Below are 19,237 nucleotides of genomic sequence, written 5' to 3'. Positions count from 1 at the left end.
GCGGCCGGCCCGAGATGTACGCCCCGGATCAGTCTAGGAACAAGTCCGATAACCTTCCAATGAAATATTGGATTGAAGCGATATCGGTATCGGCATACGTATAAACACCTAAGCGGGCGGGGCCGCGCCGTCAAATGAACTCGGGGCGATCAACGAGAACGCCACACGGATTGTTTTTCTCCATGATCGGCCGGCGCAACGGTAACGGCATGGCTCCGAAAGCACGGCGCACGCTTCTTGCTGTCACGCTCCGAATCGCGCGAACGACAAGGAGAAGACGATGCCCGCAGCAGCGACGAGCGGAACCCGCACCGCCGATGCGCGGATCGACCGCGCGCGTCGATCGACGCATCGCAGCAGGAAGACGCGCACGCCCCGCGCGGCACCGCCGGACGCAGACGTGTCCGCCGTGCCGCTGCGCCACGTCGACGACCGGCGCCCCGGCTACACGCGCCGGCGGCTGCGCAACGGCTTCGCGTACTACGCGCCGGACGGCACGCGGATCCGCGATGCCGACGAGATCGCCCGCATCAACGCGCTCGCGATTCCGCCCGCGTACACCGACGTGTGGATCTGCGCGGACCCGCGCGGCCATTTGCAGGCGACGGGGCGCGACGCGCGCGGACGCAAGCAGTATCGTTATCACCCGCAGTGGCGCGCGACACGCGACGCGAACAAGTACGCACGGATGGCTGAATTCGCCCGCGCGCTGCCGCGCATCCGCGCACGCGTCGCGCGCGATCTCGCGCTGCCCGGCATGCCGCGCGCGAAGATCGTCGCGACGGTCGTCCGGCTGCTCGACACGACGCTCGCGCGGATCGGCAACGCCGAGTATGCGCGCGAGAACGCGTCGTACGGGCTGACGACGCTGCGCAAGCGCCACGTGACGATCGGTCCGGGCCAGGTGCGGCTGCGCTTCACGGGCAAGAGCAGGATCGAGCACGACGTGACGGTCGACGACCCGCGCGTCGGCCGCATCGTGCGCCGTTGCGCGGAGCTGCCGGGACACGAGCTGTTCCAGTATCTGGACGAAGACGGCGCGCGCCATTCGGTCGGCTCGTGCGACGTGAACGACTATCTGCGCGACGCAGCGGGCGCGGCGTTCACGGCCAAGGATTACCGGACGTGGGCAGGCAGCGTGCAGGCGCTGGCGTTGCTGCGGCGCGTCCCGCAGCAGGACGTCGCGCACGCCAGCAAGCAGATCGTCGAAACGGTGCGCACCGTCGCCGAGGTCTTGCGCAACACGCCGGCCGTGTGCCGGCGCTGCTACATTCATCCGGTGGTGCTCGATACGTTCGAGGCCGGGATGCTCGCGGCGCTGCAGGTGCGCCGCACGCCGAGGGGGCTGCGCGTCGACGAAGCGGCGTTCGCGGCGCTGCTCGAGCAGGCGGCGCGACAAGCGGTCAAGCGATCGAACAAGTGAGGCTCACCGACATGCCGCCCGCTGCCGCTCAGCTCGCGATCGAATTCGCAATACTGCGAAAGATCAGCGGCCGCTCGTCCTCCCGCCCTGCCCGCCGCGCGAACTGCACGACCTGTTCGACCCGGCCGTGATGTTCGGACTTCGCGCAGACCGGATCGGCCTGCGCCGGGTCGCCGGCCAGCATGTATGCCTGGCAGCGGCACCCGCCGTGATCCGTGTGACGCTCGTCGCAGGTGCGGCACGGATCGCGCATCCACCCGTCGCCGCGAAACGCGTTGAATGCGTCGCTGTCGTACCAGATCTCCTGCAGCGACCGGTCGCGCACGTTCGGCAGCGCGAGGCCCGGCAACCCGCGCGCGGCATGGCACGGCAGCGCGGTGCCGTCCGGCGCGACGCCGAGGAACACCGAGCCCCAGCCGTTCATGCAGGCCTTAGGCCGCTGCTCGAAGTAGTCGGGCACGACGAACAGGATCTTGCACCGTTCGCCGACGAGCTTCCGGTAGCGGTTGACCGTTTCCTCCGCTTCGCGCAGCTGTTCGGCGGTCGGCATCAGCTGGTCGCGATTCAGCATCGCCCAGCCGTAGTACTGCGTGTTGGCAAGCTCGAGAAAATCCGCGCCGAGGTCGAGCGCCATCTCGATGATCTGGCCGACGTGCGGCAGGTTGTACCGGTGCAGCACGCAGTTCAGCACCATCGGATAGCCATGCGACTTGATCAGCCGCCCGACGCCGCGCTTGAGGTCGAACGTGCGCGTGCTGGTCAGGAAGTCGTTCAGCTCGCGCGTCGAATCCTGCAGCGACAACTGGACATGATCGAGGCCGGCCGCCTTGAGCCGGCCGATGCGCGTGGCATTCAGGCCCACGCCCGACGTGATCAGGTTGGTATAGAAACCCAGCGACCGCGCGTGCTCGACCAGCACCTCCAGATCGTCGCGCTGCAGCGGTTCGCCGCCGGAAAAGCCGATCTGCGCGGCGCCGAGCGCGCGCGCGTCGCTGATCACCGTGCGCCACGCGTCGGTGTCGAGCTCCGCGCCGTGCGTCGCGAAGTCGACGGGGTTGTAGCAGAACGCGCAGTGCAGCGGACAGCGGTACGTAAGCTCGGCGAGCAGCCACAGCGGCGCGCTCGGGCGGTTCGGAGGCGGTGTCATGTCCATGTCAGTCGAGCCAGCCGCGCAGTCGCGCATGATCGAGGAAGCGATAGACGTCCGACGCGAGATCCGACGTGCTGAACAGCCGCTCGAGCTCGTCGATGATGTCGTCGAGCTCGCGCTTGCCGTCGCAGCGCGCGAGGATCTCGCCCGCGCTCGGGTTGAGCCGGACCATGCCTTCCGGATACAGGAGCACGTACGCATCCTGGGCCGCCTCCCACTGCAGGCGGTACATGCCCCTCAGCGCGGGGCGCAGCGGCACGCCGCTGACGGCTTCGTTGGAGTTCATGCGGGGTACGCCTTTTCAATCGCGTCGAGAATCGACCACAGCACATCCAGCTTGAACGACAGGATGTCGAGCGCGCGCCGTTGCGCGTCCGGTGTCGTGAAATGGCTCAGCGTCACCGCGAGCCCGTGTTCGACGTCGCGCTGCGCGAGCGGCACGCGGCTGCGGAAATACTGCAGCCCGTCCGCCTCGATCCACGGATAGTGGGACGGCCAGCCCGCGAGCCGGTCGAGGTGGATCTGCGGCGCGAACATCTCGGTCAGCGACGAGCACACGGCCTCCTGCCACGGCGCGTGCCGCGCGAAATTGACGTAGGCGTCGACCGCGAACCGCACGCCGGGCAGCACGTGCGCGAGCGACCACAGCTCCGCGCGCTCGATGCCGACCGCCTCGCCGAGCCGCGCCCAGGCCTCGATCCCGCCTTCCTGGCCGCCGTGACCGTCGTGGTCGAGAATCCGCTCCACCCACAGCCGGCGCGTGTCGCGGTCCGGGCAGTTGGACAGGATCGCCGCGTCCTTCAGCGGAATGCTGACCTGATAGTAGAAGCGGTTCGCGACCCAGCCGCGGATCTGCGCGGGCGAGCACGCGCCGGTGTTCAAGCGCCGGTTGAACGGATGATGGATGTGGTAGCGCGATTCGAGCGCGCGCAGGCGCGCCTCGAACTCCTGCGCACTCCAGGGCGTCGCGTGCAGCGCCGCGGCGGGAATCGGTGCGTTCATGGTCAGACCTCGAATTGCATGCCGTCGTGGGCGACCTCGATGCCGTGCTCGCGCAACTGCGCGCACTGCGCGGAACCGGGGTCGAGGATCGGATTCGTGTTGTTGATATGCGTGAGGACCTTGCGCGTGTGCGCCGGCAACTGCTGCAGCCGCTCGATCATCCCCGGCCGCACCGCGTCGCCGCACTGCGCGAGATGCCCCATCTCGGCCGCGTGCTTCGACGACAGGCCGAGGTCGATCATCTCCGTGCCGGTCCAGAAGGTGCCGTCCACCAGCACGAGATCGGCGTCGCGCATCGCGGTGCGCGCGCCGTCGTCGACGTCGGCGAGCCCCGGCGCGTAGAACGCCTGTCGGCCGGTTGCCGTATCTTCGATCAGGAGTGCGATATTGTCGCCCGGCACGCTCGCCTCGCGGCGCGGCGAATAGGGCGGCGGCTTGCTGTCGACCGGCACGGCGGTGAAGCGAAGGCCGCCGGCGCCCGCGATCGCGAACGGCCGGCCCGGCGCGATCGGGTGGACGTCGACACCGCAGTAGTGGCCGAGCAGCGGCACGAGCGGCAGCCCGGTCGACAGGTCGTCGAGCACCGGTGCGCTCGCGTACAGCGGCAGCGGCGACGTGCGTTCGCGCAGCATCAGCAGGCCCGTCACGTGATCGATCTGCGCGTCGCACAGCACGACGGCGACGATCGCGCTGTCGCGGATCGCGCGGGCGGGCTGCAGGTCGGGGGCGGCGCGCAGTTGCGCGAGGATGTCCGGCGACGCGTTCACCAGCACCCAGTCGATGCCGTCGCCGCTGACGGCGATCGACGATTGCGTGCGCGGCACGATGCCGTCGGTGCCGGCCCGCGCGCGACGGCAGTTGCCGCAGTTGCAGTTCCATTGCGGCAGTCCGCCGCCGGCGCCCGAGCCGAGTATCTTGATCTTCATCTGCGTGTGCTCCGGGTGCCGCCCGCATCGTGTCCGTCGATGCGGGCGGCACTGCGCGCGTCGATCAGCGGTTGGCGATGTACATCGTGATTTCGAAACCGAAACGCAGGTCGGTGTAAGCCGGGGTGGTCCACTGCATGATGTGTCTCCTTGTTGAGTTGGTGAGTCGAACAAACCGCATCGATCGAGCGGCCGATACCCATTCAGCAAGGAGCGTGCCGGGCCAGGATTTGCGTCGCGCAGCGGTGTGCGCAGGCGTGCGGCCACCGCCGGGTGGTCACGGCACCGGAATTCTTACGATTTACCGACACTAATATTTCAGAATCCGTCGGGCGACGGTTCACGATGCACGCGGCCGGTTGAGCAAGTGTTGAATCCTTGAACACCGGGTGTTGCAACCTGACACACCGGTGTGACAGTCGCGGCTGCCGTCAGGGTTCGTCCGGCTCCAGCGCATCCGGCCCGGCGGCCGGCATCTTGCGGTAGATCGTGTTGCGCGACACGCCGAGCGCGCGTGCGGCGGCGGACACGTTGCCGCCATGACGCGCGAGCGCGGCCGCGATCGCGGATGCGGCCACGTCCTGCAGCCGCGCATCACCGGCCGCGGCTGCGGTTGTGTTCGCGAACGCGAACGCGGGCGCTTCCGCTGCGAGCGGCGGCGGTGCAGCGGCACCCTGCGCCGCCGGGCCGCCGTCGCGCCGCACGTCGTCGAAGAAGTCGTCCGGCAAATGCTCGCAGCGGATCTCGCAGTCGTCGTCGACCATCGCGGCCGCGGTGCGCAGCAGGTTCGCGAGCTGCCGGAAGTTGCCCGGCCACGCGCAACGCTCGAACAGCGCCATCACCTCCGGCGCGACGCTCAACGGCCGGCGTCCGGGCCCCGACAGCGTCTCCCGCTGCAGCATCTTCTGGACGACCACCGCGAGGTCCGTGCGGTCGCGCAGCGGCGGCAGGCGCACGACGAGGCCGTTGAGCCGGTAGTACAAGTCCTCGCGGAAGCGGTTCTGCGCGATCATCTCGCGCAGGTCGCGGTGGGTCGCGCAGATGATCGCGATGTCGACGCCGATCGCCTTCGTCGAGCCGAGCGGATTGACGATGCGCTCCTGCAGCACGCGCAGCAGCCGCACCTGCAGCGGATACGGCATGTCGCCGATTTCGTCGAGAAACAGCGTGCCGCCGTTGGCCTGCAGCAGCTTGCCGGTCGCGCCCTTGCGGCGGGCGCCGGTAAACGCGCCCTCCTCATAGCCGAACAGCTCGGATTCGATCAGCGTCTCCGGAATCGACGCGCAGTTGACGGCGACGAACGGCCCGTCGCGGCGCGGCGAGTCGTTGTGGATCGCCTGCGCGAGCAGTTCCTTGCCGGTGCCGGTTTCGCCGGTGATCAGCACCGGAATGTCCTTGCCGATCACCTTGCGGATCTTCGCGATCACCGCCGCGACCTGCGGATCGCCGGTGTCGAGATAGCTGAGGCGCGACAGGCTCGCCGCGCCCTGCGCGGCAGGCGGCCGCGCGGCGGGCGCGGCGCCGTCGTGCACCTCGGCAGGCCGGCTGCCCTCGGGCCGCAACGCGCGCCGGAACTGCACGCGCGCGCAGACCACCGCGCCGTTGCCGAGGTTCAGCGACACGTGCGGCTCGGTGCTCGCGCGCATCCGGTCGATCAGTTGCGCGCTCGTCACGTCGAACAGCGACGCGAGCGTATGCGCGCGCAGCGCGGCAAGCGGCATCCCGAGCTGGAACTGCGCGCTGCGGTTGGCCGACAGGAAGCGGCCGTCCGCGGTGAACGCGACGATCCCTTCCATCAGCGTGCCGAGGAATTCGGGGCGGCCGTGGAACGACACCTGCAGCGTCTCCTGGAAGGTCGTCGTGAACAGGTGGTTCTCGATCATCTGCACCGACATCTTCGCGAGCGCCATCGTGTGCTGGTGATAGCTGCGGTGGTCGCCCGTCACGTCGAGCACGCCGATCGCGTCGCCGTACGGATCGAGAATCGGCACGCTCGAGCAGGTCAGGAAATGGTTCGCGGCCAGGAAGTGCTGGTCGCCGTGCACGACCATCGGACACAGCTCCGCGAGCGCGGTGCCGATCGCGTTGGTGCCCTGCCGGTTCTCGGCCCAGTTCGCGCCGGGGCGCAGCGCGACCCGTTCCGCGCGCCGCAGGAAGTCGTCGTCGCCGATCGAATGCAGGATCAGCCCTTCCGCATCGGTCAGCACGATCATGCTCTGCGTATTGACGATCTGCTCGTGCAGCGTCTCCATCACGGGCATCGCATGCACGCACAGCACGCGGTTCTGCTCGCGCTTGAGCGCCAGCGCGGCGCCGGACAGCAGGTCGTAGTCGGGACGTGCCGACGCCTGCAGGCCGAACGTCTCGGACCGCTCATGGGACTTCTGGATCGTCGGCGCCGGCCAGCCGGGCGCATGCGTGGCCCGTGCGTTGGCCGTCGGATGAACGTCATCGCGCATTGTCTCCTCCGGGGATCCTTCCGGTCGGTGCCGGACCTTTTGCCCTTGATGCAAGCAAACATCGGGCCACGACGGGATGCGCGCGCGATCTGGTTTCGTTGCATCGCCGCGCCGACCGGAATTGAAAGGAAAATGAAATGACGGCACCGGCATGCCGTCGATGCGGCGTGCCGCGCGCGTGGTCGACGTGATAACGTGAAACGCACGTGTGCCGCCACGCGGACGAATCCCTATCTTCATCGCCGGCGCGAATCTGGCTTCATACGGGTCGAGCGCGGCCGCATCGCGCCATGGCCTTTCCCTCTCCGTCTCCCTCTACGCCCGGCCGACATGTCGCCATCACGCAGCCACCGCTCCGCCCTCCCCGTGCGCCGCCTGTCCCGCGATGCATGCACGATCGCGTGGACCGAAGCCGGCAACCCGCGCGGCGATCCGGTCGTCGTGCTGCACGGCGGGCCCGGCAGCGGCAGCCGGCCGGCCGTGCTGCGCCTGTTCGACCTGACGCGCACGCGCGTCGTGCTGGTCGACCAGCGCGGCGCGGGTGCATCGACGCCACGCGGCGGCCTGCGTCACAACGACACGATGCAACTGATCGGCGATCTCGACGCGCTGCGCGCGCGGCTCGGCATCGCACGCTGGGGCGTCGTCGGCGGGTCGTGGGGCGCGGCGCTCGCGCTCGCCTACGCGGGACGGCATCCGTCGCACGTCACCGGCGTCGTGCTGCGCGGGTTGTTCCTCACGTCGTCGCGCGAAGTGCGCGGCCTGTTCGTCGGTGCACGCGCACGGGCACCGCGGGCCTGGCAGCGCCTGGCGGCGGCCGCCGGCACCGCGCGCGCCGATCGCCTGATCGCCTGCTGCGCGCGGCGTCTCCAGCCGGGCGCCGGCGCGGCACGGCAGCGCGCGGTCGCGCTCGCATGGAACGCGTATGAAGACGCGATCCTGACCGGGCGGCCGGCGCGCGGCGCGCGGCCGACGCAACCCGCGATCGACCGGCTGGTCGACAAGTACCGGATCCAGGCGCACTACCTGCAACGCCATTGCTGGCTCGGCGAACGCCGCCTGCTGGCACTGGCCCGACAGGCCGCGCAAGCCGGCGTGCCGATACATGCCGTGCACGGCACGCGCGACCGCGTGTGCCCGGTCGACAACGTCGATCGGCTCGCGCGCGCGGTGCCGGCCGCCGCCGTCGAGCGCGTGCCGGCCGGGCATCTCGCGAGCGACGCTGCGCTCGCGCATGGCGTCGCCCGCGCGGTACGCAAGATGCTCGACGTCACGGCGGCAGGCGCACCGCAACACGCCGAGCCGCCCGTTCAGTCCCACGCATAGCGCGCGCCGACCCACGCGCCGCGCGGCGCGCCCGGCCCGACGAACTGTTCGTTGACGGCATTGAGCCCGTCGAACGAATGGTTCGGACCGTTGAAGAAGTTCTGGCCGAGCATCCCGAAGCTTGCATAGCGCTTGTCGAGCAGGTTGGTCACCGACGCGAACAGTTGCAGGTGCTTCGTGACCTGCCAGGTCGTATCGAGGTCGATGAGGAAATAGCCGGGCACCTTGCCGTTCACGTCCTGGTTGTTCTCGTCGCCGCGCGCGAACACGCCGCTGCGATACGTGATGCGGGTGCCGACGGTCCACTTCGGCGTCGCCGCATAGTCGAGCCGCAGCTTCACGGTGCTCGACGGAATCCCCGGAATGCGGTCGCCGGAGCGGACGACGATGTTGCCGCGCGCATCGGCGCTCGAATTGCTCGCGCTGCTTTCGGTCCACGTCGAGCGGTAGCTGGCATCGACATAGCTGTAGCTGACGCCGACGCCGACCGGCCCGAGCCGCGTATGACCCGCGAGTTCGAAGCCTTGCCGGCGCGTCTTGCCGACGTTCTGGAAATAGCCGAGCGTGCTCGCGCCGCCGTTGCTGCTGATGAACTGGATGTCGTCGTCGAGCGTCGTGCGGTAGACGGCCGCGCTCCACGTCGTCGCCTGCCCCGCCCGGCCGCGCGCGCCCAGCTCGATCGTCTTCGCGATCACGGGCTTCAATGCCGGATCGGCGAGAAAGTCGTTCGGCAACGAGCACGGTGCGGCCGGATCGGCGCACGCGAGCTCGATCGCGGTCGGCGAGCGCATCCCTTCGTTGTACGTCGCATACGCGGTGAAGCCCGGCGCCGGATTCCACGTGACGCCGACGGCCGGATTGAACCGCGAGAACGTATGGCGCGCGGTGAGCAGCGGCTGCAGGCCGCTCACGTCCTTGATCGCCGCGCGCGACACGTTGTAGCGCCCGGCCAGCGTCAGCGACCATTGCCGCGTCAGCGCGAGCGTGTCGTCGAAGTAGACGCCGTAGTTCGCGTTGCGCGTCTTCGCGCGCGTCGTCTGCGTGAAGTCGCCGATGCCGACCGTCGCGCGCGTGGCCGTGAACATCGCATCCTGCGACGATTGCTCGAAGCCCGAGTTCGCGAGATCGGCGGATGCGCCCGCCACGAACTGGTTGTCCATGCCGGCGAGCTTGCCGAGCAGCGTCAGCTGCAGGTTCGCGCCGTAGCTGTCGGTCGCGATCACCGAGCGGGCGTTGGCTGCCTGCACGGTGTCGGTGGCGCCGCTGCCGTCGACGCTGCCGAAATCGTCGTTCACGTTGCTGCTGATGTTGGTGTTGCGATAGTGCCGGTAATAGACGTTGCCGCTCAACTGCACGTGGTCGCCGAACGAATGGTCGCCCGCCACGGTGACGTACGCGGCGCTGTTGCGGTTCAGGTCGGGATAGGTGTAGGCCTGCGCGCGATTGTCGAGAAACGTGCGCGGAATCGTCTGCGAGCCTTGCAGCGCGTTGTCCGCGCCGCCGGCCGAGATCGACAGCGTCGTATCGGCGTCCGTGTAGCGCAGCTTGCCGAAGCCCTGCCGCACGCGGCTCGCGTTGTGATCGGCCCAGCCGTTGTCGTTCGCGACGTTGCCCGTCACGTAGTAGTCGAGGTGGCTGCCGATGCGCCCGCCCTGCTCGATCTGCGCGGTCTTGCGTCCCCACGATCCGATCGATACCTGCGCGGCGCCGCCCGGGCTCGTCCTGCCGTTCTTCGTCGTGATCGCGAGCGCGCCGCCGAGCGTGTTGAGGCCGTAGGTCGGATTGGAACCGGGGATCAGCTGCATCGTGTCGATCGCCGCCTGCGGGATCAGATCCCAGTTCACGACGTCGCCGAACGGCTCGTTGACGCGCACGCCGTCGACGAACACCGACAGCCCCTGCGGCGTGCCGACGACCGGCGACGCGGTGAAGCCGCGGTAGTTCACATCCGTCTGGTACGGATTGCCCTGTGCGTCGTTGATGTCGACGCTCGAGACGTTCTTCTCGAAGTAATCGGTCAACACGCTGTCGTGCTGGCGCGCGAGGTCCTCGCCGCGAATCGTCTGCACGTTGGCCGGCACGCGCGAGAGCGGCGTGCCGATCCCGAGCAGCGGCGTCGTGCCGACGACGACGATCGGCGCGAGCGTCGGCGCATCAGCGGCGCCGGCCGGTTCGACCTGCGCCGACGCGGGCGCGAGCCAGCCGCCGAGCATGCCGCCGAAGCACAGCGTCACGCCCGCGCGCCGTGCGGCGAAGCGGCGCTTCGCCCCATCGGTTTCCTTCATCTCCACGTCTCCTCTTTTTTTGTCGTCGCGTCGTTATATCGTTGTCCGTATCGATGGGTCGGCGCTCATCTCCGCCGACATCGTTCGCTTCATGGCGCCGGCCCGGCAGCGCCGTCCGCCGTCGCGATCGCGACATGCGCGACACTTGCGCGTCCGATCGACGCGATGACGCCGGCCACGGTGCCGAACGGCTCGTTGCGGTCCGCATGCAGGCTCACGCTCGTCTGCGGGTCGTGCGCGACGCGGCGTGCCAGCACGGCTTCGACCTCGGCCGGCGCGGCCGGCGTGCCGTCGATCCGAACCGCGCCGTGCGCGTCGACGGTCACGGTGACGGTCGCTGCGCGCGTGTCGCGCGCCGGCGCGGCTGCCTTCGGCAGGTCGACGCGGATCGCATGCGTCATCAGCGGCGCCGCGACCATGAAGATCACCAGCAACACGAGGACGACGTCCACGAGCGGCGTCACGTTGATCTCGCCGAGCGGTTCGCCCGCGTCGGCTTCGCGCTCGTCCGTCCTCATACGGCCGCCCGGCGCACGCCCGCATTGCTTGCCGCCGGCAGCGCGGTATGCACCGGCGCGTCGATCCGGAAGCGGCGCTGTTCGGCCAGCGCGATCAGGTCCTGCCCGAACTCGTCGAGCCCGGCCGTCGCGGTCTTGAGCTGCCGCAGGAACAGGTTGTAAGCCAGCACCGCCGGAATCGCGACGCCGATCCCGATCCCGGTCGCGACCAGCGCCTGGCCGATCGGCCCCGCGATCGCATCGATGCCGTTCGTGGCCGACGCCGTCATCGACTGCAACGTGTGGACGATGCCGAACACGGTGCCGAACAGCCCGACGAACGGCGCGACGTTCGCAATCGACGCGAGCACCGTGAGCCCGCGCTCGAGCGGCCGCCGTTCGCGCCGGATCGCGCGCGCGAGCGTGCGTTCGAGCAGGTCGCGGCGGTCCCACGCAACCAATGTGGCCGGGGCGTGCGGCTCGGGTGCGTCGAGATCGCGCAATGCGGCGCACACGGCGCGCTGCAGGCGCGCGTTCGGGCTGGCGGCCGCCTCGTCGTCCGTCGGCATCGACAGTGCCGCTTTGCCGCAGCCCGTGGCAAAGCGGCGGTTGCCGAGCGCGACGCGCGCATACAGCAGCGCCTTCACGGTGATCAGCGTCCAGGTGAGCGCCGACAGCACCGCAAGAAGCGCAAACGCGCCGACGACCGCGTAGTGGATGTAGTCAGGCATGAACGACTCCCTAGTTTCCGAGTTTGAACACGACCGGCACCCTGACCCAGCCGTCGATCGATTCCGTGCCGCGCTTCGCCGGCACGAAGCGCCAGTCCGTGACCGCCGCGACGGCCGCCTCGTCGAGCGCGTCGTGTCCGCTGCTCGCCGACAGCAGGACCTGGTCGGGCCGGCCGCTTGCGAGCACATGCACGTTCAGGAACGCGGTGCCTTCCCAGCCGCGCCGCTGCGCGACGTCCGGATAGTCGGGCGCGGGATTGCGCAGGTACGCAGCCGCGAACCGCGGTGCGGTGACGGGTTCGGGCGCGGTTGCCGATGGTGCGGCGGGCGCCGCGTGCGCAGGCACCGTCGCGGTATCGGCCGATGCGTGTGCGGCGGCCGGCGACGCCGGTTCCGGTACCGCCCCGGCTCCCTGCAATTCGCCGTCCGGCCGCGCCACGGCGGTTGCGGCCGGGGGCTGGCGCGAAGGACTTGCGCGATCGAGTCGACGCGGCACCGTCGGGTTCGGCCGAATCTCCCGAGGCATGACCGTTTCGCGGCGCGCATGCGAAGGCCTGTGCACGGGAGGAACCGGTGTTGCGCGATCCGTACGGCGCTGCTCGCCCGGTTCGGCCACCCGCGCGGATTCGCTCGCGTCCACCTCGACGGCGAGCGGACGGGACAGCGTCGGGCGTGCAGCGGGCACCCACGCATGCCACAGCGCGATCGTGATGGCCGCATGGACGGCGAATACCGCCAGCGCGACCGTGTGCAGCGGTTCGCGTGCGCGCACGGCCTGCGACATCGCGATCGTCGCCGCATCCGGGCCAACAGGCGCGATGCCGTATGCGAGCGCAACCACGCGGCGGCGGTCGGACCTGCGATTGGCATCGAACGGCATCGGGACGGGCATGGTGGTTTCTCGCTGCGCGGAATCGTTGCCGGTTCGAACGGCAAGAAGCATGCCGATGCCCGCATCGCCCGGCCGGCGCAGGTTGAAGCCGCCACGCGTCGATATGCAACCGCCGACCTGTTGCAGTTCGTGCCACCGCTGTTGCACCTGTGTCAATTTGGATCAACGGTATGGCGCTCGCGCAGTCGTATGCGCGATCGTCGTTCGGATCGAGCGCGCCGCCGCGGGCGCGCGGTCCGTTGCATGCGTGCGTCGCACCGGGTAACGGCGCGCCATCGACTCACACAGTCGACGACGATCGCCGTCCGTGCGCCGCACCGTCATCCATTCAGGCATGCCCTCGCGCATGACCGCCGCGATTGGCCGTGCGCCACGTATCGCATGCGCGCGGCTCCCGTCCGCTCACGGCGTTGTCATGTTTCGCAACACTCGGCCCGCGGCTGTCCCCGAACGCAACACCCACGGATCACCCGCGCCGCGCCGCCCGCGTCGCCGCAACGCGCGCAATCGGCCGCTGCGCCTTGCGCGGCAAGGCGCGCGCCGCAGTGGCATGCGATTTGCGTGACTGGCTGCGCACTGGACCCGGATCCCCACCCTGCCGGCCCGGCCATGTGTTGGCCGCGGTGCGACCACAATGACTCAGGAGACAACCATGAAAAAACTCTCGGCTTCGACGAGCCGACTGGCAACGATCGGCATCGCGGCGGCTGCCGCGATCGCCTTGAATCCCGGCCTGGTGGACGCTGCCGCGGATTATCCGGCCGTCACGTACCAGCGGCTCACGGATGCACAACGCGATCCGGGCTGGCTCACCTACTACCGCACGTACAGCGGCCAGGCGCATTCGCCGCTCAAGCAGATCGACGCGTCGAACGTGAAGCAGCTCACGCAGGCGTGGAGCTACAAGTTTCCGGCCGAGCTGAAGCAGGGTTTCGAGGCCACGCCGATCGTCAACGGCCGCTACCTGTTCGTGACCACGCCGAAGGACAACGTGTACGCGTTCGACGCGGCCACCGGCGCGCAGCTGTGGAAATACGAACCGAAGCTCGGCGCGGAATCGTTCAAGACGGCCTGCTGCGACGTCGTGAACCGCGGCGTCGCGCTGTACGGCAAGAACGTCTACGTCGCGATGCTGAGCGGCGAGGTGGCCGCGCTCGACGCCCAGACCGGCGCGCTCGTGTGGAAGAAGCAGATGTTCGAACCGGGGCTCGGCTACGCGTTCTCGCTCGCCCCGCTCGCGCTCGACGGCGCGATCGTGGTCGGCAGCTCGGGCGGCGAATACGGCGCGCGCGGCTTCATCGCGGCGCTCAGCCCGAACGACGGCACGCTGCTGTGGAAGCGCTACACGATCCCCGGCCAGGGCGAGAAGCACGCCGATACCTGGCCCGACGGCATGCAGGCGCACGGCGGCGCACCGGCCTGGCTGACCGGCACCTACGACGCGGCGACGCGCACGCTGTACTGGGGTGTCGGCAACCCGGGGCCGTGGCTCGCGGACCTGCGGCCGGGCGACAACCTGTACTCCGATTCGCTGCTCGCGCTGGATCCGAAGAACGGCGACCTCAAGTGGCACTACCAGTACACGAAGCACGACACCTGGGACTACGACGGCGTCAACACGCCGGTGCTCGCGACGATCAAGTACAAGGGCAAGGAACACGACGCGATCGTCCATGCCGACCGCAACGGCTACTTCCATGCGATCGACCGCGACACCGGCAAGCTGATCTATGCGGAGCCGTTCGTGAAGGCGACGTCGGTCACCGGCTACACGGAAGACGGCGCGCCGATCCAGGATCCCGCGAAGTATCCGAAGGTCGGCACGACGATCGACACGTGCCCGAGCTTCCTCGGCGGCAAGAACTGGTGGTCGATGTCGTACGACCCCGTGCGCCATCTCGCGATCGTCCCGGCGCTGCATGCGTGCATGAGCCTGTCGGGCAAGTCGGTCAACTACATGGAAGGGCTGCCTTATCTCGGCGAAGGCTTCGAGATCAAGCCGGAGCCGGGCAGCGAAGGCTACGGCGAACTCCAGGCGATCGACGTGAACACCGGCAAGAAGGTGTGGAGCCACTGGAGCAAGCTGCCGTGGAACGGCGGCGTCGCGACGACCGCGAGCGGCCTCGCGTTCAGCGGCTCGCTCGACGGCCACCTGTACGCGTTCGACGTGTCGACCGGCAAGGTGCTGTGGGAGAGCCCGAAGCTCGCGAGCGGGATCATCGCGCAGCCGTCCGTCTTCGAAGTCGACGGCAAGGAGTACGTAGCAGTGCTCGCCGGCTACGGCGGCGCCAACCCGATCTGGGGCGGCCCGATGGCCAAGGCGGCGGACGACGTGCCGCGCGGCGGCACGCTGTACGTGTTTGCCCTCGACCGCGGCTGATCGACGTCCGTTCAACCGCATCGCACCCGCGCCGCCGGCGCGGGTGCCGCCCCCCTTCTCCTTTTCAACCGAGCGTACGATCATGAACCTCCGACTTTCCCGCCTCGCCGTGGCCAGTGCGCTCGCGGCAGGCACGGCGCTGACCCCGGTGCCGTCCACGGCCGCGACGGCGGTACGCATCTGCTCGCTGCCCGGCACGCCGACGGCCGCGCTCGACAAGGCCGTCGCCCGCGAGGTGTTCCGCACGGCCGGCATCGCCGCCAGCTTCGCCGCACACGACGCGGGCGGCAGCGACGACGACGGCGTATCCGCGCACGAACTCGCCGGCATCCTCGAACGCGATTGCGACGTGCTCGCCGGCTTCCCGCGCTCGGCCATCGCCGACGCATCCGACACGAAGCTGCTGTTCTCGCAGGGCTACCTGCGCTCGGGCTACGTGAGCGTCACGCGCCGCGACGCCGGCACGCCGCCGACCGGCCGGGAAATCGTCGCGGCCACCTACGCGAGCCCCGCGCAACTGATCGCGGTGCAGCAGAAGAACGCGCGCTTCGATCTCGAGAACACGTCCGAGCAAACGGTCGACGCGCTCGCCCGCGGCCGCGCGCATCGCGCGATCGTCTGGTATCCGGCGGTCGTCGCGTACCAGGCCGCGCATCCGAAACAGGCGTTCCGCATCGGCGCGACCGCGTCGCCGTATGCGGAGTGGCAGCTCACGTTTGCGTTCGCGCCGCGCTCGGCCGCGTTGCAGCAGCGGATCGACGCGGCACTCACGCAGATGAAGGACAACGGCCGGCTCGCCGCGCTGACCCGCAAGTGGACGCTGCCCGGCAGCGCGCTCGAAGTGCACGAGTCGCGCACGCCGTCGCGTTTCCTCGACGGCGCGACGGCGAGCGCAGGCCGCGCGCCCGCTAGCCTGCTGCGCACGCGCAACGTGCCCGCAGGCGGCTTCATCCGCGTCGCCGCGAGCACCGGCGACGCCGCGCCGACGTTCGACGCGGCCCAGGTCGCACACGGCAAGGAAATCTACGGCAACGCCTGCGCGAAGTGCCACGGCGCCGACCTCGAAGGCAACACCGCGCCCGCGCTGAGCGGCCCGTCGTTCGCGCCGCTGTCGCATTCGCACCTGACGATCGGCGGCGTGTTCGGCTACATGGCGACCAACATGCCGGCGGACCAGCCCGGCAAGCTGAAGGACGAAGACTACGCGGACCTGATGGCCTTCCTGCTCGCGTCGAACGGCTACGTCGCCGGCAAGAGCAAGCTGACAGCGGACACCGCCCACGCGTCGACCGCGCCGCTCGTCGCCGGTCCCGCGGCGCACAAGGACGCGAGCCAGTAACACCGGGCCAGCGGCTCCGCCACGCGATGCGGGCCGCGCCCTTCCCCACGATTTCATCTTCACCAGGAAACGACCGTGACGTACCCGACCTCCCGCAGAACCTTCATCATCCATACCATCGGCCTGTGCGCGACGCTCGCCGCCGCACGCACGGCACTCGCGGCCCCGCCGCTCGTCGACGAGAACGACGCCGCCGCGAAGACGCTCGGCTATCGCGCGCGCGCGTCCAGCGTCGACGCCGCGCAGTTCCCGAAATACCAGGCCGGCCAGCGCTGCGTGAACTGCCGCTTCTACAAGGGCGAAGCGGCGGATGCCGCCGGCACGTGTCCGATGTTCGGCGGCAAGCTGGTCGCGGCGGACGGCTGGTGCAACGTGTATGCGAAGCGCGCGTGACGCGTCGCGCGACGGGATGCCGGCGGCGCGGCACGCACCGGCGCCCGCGGCCGGCATCGACGACGGCGCGCCGCCGCACGCCGTCGCGCATCTGCACGCGCTGATCGCGACCGGCCTGTCGCGCGGCTTCGTCACGCGCGGCGACATCATCGACGCGCTGCCTGACGACGATGCGAGCGACGGCGGCATCGATGCCGCCGCCGCGGTGCTCGCCGAACTCGGCATCGCGGTGTGCGACAGCGCCGATACCGCGAGCGGCTGGACGCTCGACCGCTACTTCCGGCCCGCGCCGCCCGCGCGTGCATGGGCCGACGGCGCCGGCACGCTCGCCGCGGCCGACCTGCTCACGCCGCGCACGACCGACCCGGTCCGGCTGTACCTGCGCGAGATGGGCACGACACCGCTCCTCACGCGCGACGAGGAATTCGCGTACGCGCAGCGCATCGAGCGCGGCCGCGCGGCGGCGGTCGCGGTGCTGTGCGGCGATCCCGATGCACTCGACGCGCTGGTGTCGATCCGCACCGAGATCGCCGAATGCCGGACCGCCGCATCGACCTACGTGATCTTTCTCGCCGACGGCCCGCGCGACGATCGACCTGCGGACAGAGTCGACGCGGACGCTTCGCCCGCTTCCACCGGCGAACCCGCACGCGACGACGAGACGCCACCGGAGGATTCGGCCTGGCGCGACGCCGTCGTGGCACGGCTCGCCCGCATCGACGCGCTCGCCGGCGGCATGCGCGCGGCGCTGCTGTCGGGCGGCACCGCTTCCGCCGCTTATCGCGCGCAAGTCCGCGATGTCGCGGCGCTGCTCGGCACGGTGAGCCTGTCCGCCCGCGCACTCGAACGGATGAGCGAACCGTTGCGCAAGCGCGCATGCCGGCAGCGCGCACTGCGGGGCCGGCTGGCGCGGATGCTGGCCGACGTGGGCGTCCCGCCGTCGTTTGCGCGGTCGAGCGACGACGACCACGCGGGCTGGCTCGCGTCGTGCATCGCCGCCCATCCGGCCTGCGGGCCGACGCTGACACGGCGCGCGGCCGAGTTCGTCGATGCACGCGCCGCGATCGTGCGCGATGCCCCGGCGTCGGCACTGCCGCCCGACGCGACCGCGTCGCTCGATGCGCGGCTCGCTGCGATCGAGCGCGCGATGCAGCCGGCGAGGACGGGCCTGTTCGACGCGAACCTCCGGCTCGTCGTGTCGATCGCGAAGCGCTATCCCGATCGCGGGCTGCCGTTCGCCGACCTGATCCAGGAAGGCAACATCGGCCTGTTGAAGGCCATCGAGCGCTACGACTATCGGCGCGGTTTCCGCTTCTCGACCTACGCGACCTGGTGGATCCGTCAGGCGATCACGCATGCGCTCGCCGACCTCGGCCGCACGATCCGCGTGCCGACGCATACGGTCGACGCGCTGAACAAGCTGACGCGGCTCGCGCGCGAGCATCGGCAACGCGTGGGCACGGCCGCGACGCCGGCCGAACTGGCCGTCCACATGGGCGAGCCGGTCGACAAGGTGCGCGACCTGATGGCGATCGTGAAGGAGCCGGTGTCGGCGGACTTGCCGGTCTCGCCGGAAGGCGACATGACGTTCGCCGACGTCGCGCCGGACCTGTCGTCGCCGACGCCCGAAGACGCCGCCGGCGCCGCCCAGTTGCGCCATACGATCGCCGCCGCGATCGACCGGCTGCCGCCGCGCGAGGCGACGGTCCTGCGGTTGCGCTACGGACTGCACGCGGACGAAGGCTGCTCGCTGCGCGACATCGGCCGCCAGTTGAACCTGTCCGCCGAACGCGTGCGGCAGATCGAGGCGTCGGCGCTCGCGCGGCTTCGCGCATCCGACGCGCTCGGCGTGCTCCGGTCGTTCATCGCGTAGCGCGGCGTCCGGCCAGCGGCGTGCACGCCGCGCATCGTGCGCCGTGTTGACGCCTGCAACACCCGCTGCTGCATTTCGACGCAACGCGCAGGCCGGCAAGCGCACCGAGTGCCTGGTCTTTTTATGCTTTGCACTGCATATCGATCTGCGTGAACCGCACTGCAACGCGCACGCACGCCGCTGCGGCCGAATACCCGCGCGACTGGCATGCAAGTTGCATTTCAACAGTCAGGCCGCACACCAACGATTTCCACGGAGAACACCTTGACTGCCCTCGTATCGATCCTGCAGGAACACCGAATCTTCGAACCGTCGGCCGACGCGCGCGAGCGCGCCAACATCTCCGGCATGCCGGCCTACCGCGCGCTGGTCGCCGAGGCCGAGCAGGATTACGAAGGCTTCTGGGCGCGTCTCGCGCGCGAGGGCCTCAGTTGGCACAGGCCGTTCACGAAGGTGCTCGACGAGAGCGATGCGCCGTTCTACAAATGGTTCGACGACGGCGAACTCAACGCGTCGTACAACTGCCTCGACCGCCACGTCGAAGCCGGCAACGGCGAGCGC

Annotated in this window: 17 protein-coding genes; 7 read left to right on the top strand and 10 right to left on the bottom strand. The window is 69.7% G+C overall.

Annotation, left to right across the window (positions count from 1 at the left end; genetic code table 11):
* Nucleotides 1–280 precede the first annotated feature (280 nt).
* Nucleotides 281–1,423 carry a DNA topoisomerase IB gene (locus U5A56_RS17400; RefSeq protein ID WP_321923617.1) on the top strand — a complete coding sequence of 381 codons (1,143 nt, stop codon included), beginning with the start codon at nt 281–283 and terminating at the stop codon, nt 1,421–1,423.
* 28 nt (nt 1,424–1,451) lie between these two features.
* Here the strand turns inward: U5A56_RS17400 and pqqE are convergent, their stop codons facing one another.
* The 6 genes from pqqE to U5A56_RS17370 all read right to left on the bottom strand — a co-directional run bounded on the left by pqqE (nt 1,452) and on the right by U5A56_RS17370 (nt 6,960).
* The gene (gene pqqE, locus U5A56_RS17395) at nt 1,452–2,570 is read right to left on the bottom strand and encodes a pyrroloquinoline quinone biosynthesis protein PqqE (RefSeq protein ID WP_124523763.1); all 1,119 of its coding nucleotides are present in this window, start codon (nt 2,568–2,570) and stop codon (nt 1,452–1,454) included.
* Between the two features lie 7 nt (nt 2,571–2,577).
* Nucleotides 2,578–2,859 carry a pyrroloquinoline quinone biosynthesis peptide chaperone PqqD gene (gene pqqD, locus U5A56_RS17390; protein ID WP_044849078.1) on the bottom strand — a complete coding sequence of 94 codons (282 nt, stop codon included), beginning with the start codon at nt 2,857–2,859 and terminating at the stop codon, nt 2,578–2,580.
* Nucleotides 2,856–3,575: a pyrroloquinoline-quinone synthase PqqC gene (gene pqqC, locus U5A56_RS17385; protein WP_124489109.1), complete on the bottom strand. Its 720-nt coding sequence runs from the start codon at nt 3,573–3,575 to the stop codon at nt 2,856–2,858. Before pqqC ends, pqqD begins: the two co-directional genes overlap by 4 nt.
* 2 nt (nt 3,576–3,577) lie before the next feature.
* Nucleotides 3,578–4,501, bottom strand: coding sequence for a pyrroloquinoline quinone biosynthesis protein PqqB (gene pqqB, locus U5A56_RS17380; RefSeq protein ID WP_321923615.1), 924 nt, complete (start codon nt 4,499–4,501; stop codon nt 3,578–3,580).
* Nucleotides 4,502–4,565: 64 nt separating this feature from the next.
* The gene (gene pqqA / locus U5A56_RS17375; protein ID WP_006410019.1) at nt 4,566–4,640 is read right to left on the bottom strand and encodes a pyrroloquinoline quinone precursor peptide PqqA; all 75 of its coding nucleotides are present in this window, start codon (nt 4,638–4,640) and stop codon (nt 4,566–4,568) included.
* A 292-nt stretch (nt 4,641–4,932) separates the two neighbouring features.
* A complete protein-coding gene (locus U5A56_RS17370) occupies nt 4,933–6,960 on the bottom strand; it encodes a sigma-54-dependent Fis family transcriptional regulator (RefSeq protein WP_321923613.1) in 2,028 nt (675 codons plus the stop codon).
* A gap of 330 nt (nt 6,961–7,290) precedes the next feature.
* On the opposite strand from U5A56_RS17370, the gene U5A56_RS17365 reads away from it, so the two are divergent.
* Nucleotides 7,291–8,286 carry an alpha/beta fold hydrolase gene (locus U5A56_RS17365; protein WP_321923612.1) on the top strand — a complete coding sequence of 332 codons (996 nt, stop codon included), beginning with the start codon at nt 7,291–7,293 and terminating at the stop codon, nt 8,284–8,286.
* Here the strand turns inward: U5A56_RS17365 and U5A56_RS17360 are convergent.
* The 4 genes from U5A56_RS17360 to U5A56_RS17345 form a co-directional block, all read right to left on the bottom strand.
* Entirely contained in the window at nt 8,271–10,571 is a 2,301-nt protein-coding gene (locus U5A56_RS17360; RefSeq protein WP_321923610.1) for a TonB-dependent receptor, read from the bottom strand. The two genes, U5A56_RS17365 and U5A56_RS17360, sit on opposite strands and share 16 nt — an antisense overlap.
* An 89-nt stretch (nt 10,572–10,660) precedes the next feature.
* Nucleotides 10,661–11,089 carry a biopolymer transporter ExbD gene (locus U5A56_RS17355; protein ID WP_321923608.1) on the bottom strand — a complete coding sequence of 143 codons (429 nt, stop codon included), beginning with the start codon at nt 11,087–11,089 and terminating at the stop codon, nt 10,661–10,663.
* Nucleotides 11,086–11,799 (bottom strand): MotA/TolQ/ExbB proton channel family protein, encoded by a 714-nt coding sequence (locus tag U5A56_RS17350; protein ID WP_321923606.1) that lies wholly within the window; start codon nt 11,797–11,799, stop codon nt 11,086–11,088. Before U5A56_RS17350 ends, U5A56_RS17355 begins: the two co-directional genes overlap by 4 nt.
* Before the next feature lie 10 nt (nt 11,800–11,809).
* Entirely contained in the window at nt 11,810–12,691 is an 882-nt protein-coding gene (locus tag U5A56_RS17345) for an energy transducer TonB (protein ID WP_321923604.1), read from the bottom strand.
* A 652-nt stretch (nt 12,692–13,343) separates the two neighbouring features.
* Between U5A56_RS17345 and U5A56_RS17340 the strand changes: the two genes are divergently transcribed.
* From U5A56_RS17340 to U5A56_RS17320, 5 genes are all read left to right on the top strand, one after another.
* Nucleotides 13,344–15,071 carry a methanol/ethanol family PQQ-dependent dehydrogenase gene (locus U5A56_RS17340; protein WP_257775621.1) on the top strand — a complete coding sequence of 576 codons (1,728 nt, stop codon included), beginning with the start codon at nt 13,344–13,346 and terminating at the stop codon, nt 15,069–15,071.
* Nucleotides 15,072–15,153: 82 nt separating this feature from the next.
* Nucleotides 15,154–16,410, top strand: a complete 1,257-nt coding sequence (locus tag U5A56_RS17335; RefSeq protein ID WP_321923602.1) for a c-type cytochrome — start codon at nt 15,154–15,156, stop codon at nt 16,408–16,410.
* Between the two features lie 75 nt (nt 16,411–16,485).
* On the top strand, nt 16,486–16,803 hold the full coding sequence (locus tag U5A56_RS17330) for a high-potential iron-sulfur protein (RefSeq protein ID WP_124489117.1): 318 nt from the start codon (nt 16,486–16,488) through the stop codon (nt 16,801–16,803).
* Nucleotides 16,787–18,676 carry a sigma-70 family RNA polymerase sigma factor gene (locus U5A56_RS17325; protein ID WP_415749161.1) on the top strand — a complete coding sequence of 630 codons (1,890 nt, stop codon included), beginning with the start codon at nt 16,787–16,789 and terminating at the stop codon, nt 18,674–18,676. Before U5A56_RS17330 ends, U5A56_RS17325 begins: the two co-directional genes overlap by 17 nt.
* Before the next feature lie 207 nt (nt 18,677–18,883).
* On the top strand, nt 18,884–19,237 hold a 354-nt coding region (locus U5A56_RS17320; RefSeq protein WP_415749160.1), incomplete at its 3' end, for an acetyl-coenzyme A synthetase N-terminal domain-containing protein.

This window comes from Burkholderia sp. BCC1998, from assembly GCF_905339875.1.
Taxonomy (GTDB): domain Bacteria; phylum Pseudomonadota; class Gammaproteobacteria; order Burkholderiales; family Burkholderiaceae; genus Burkholderia.
The sequence above is the reverse complement of the archived record's forward strand: the minus strand, read 5'-3'. Positions and strand labels throughout refer to the sequence as shown.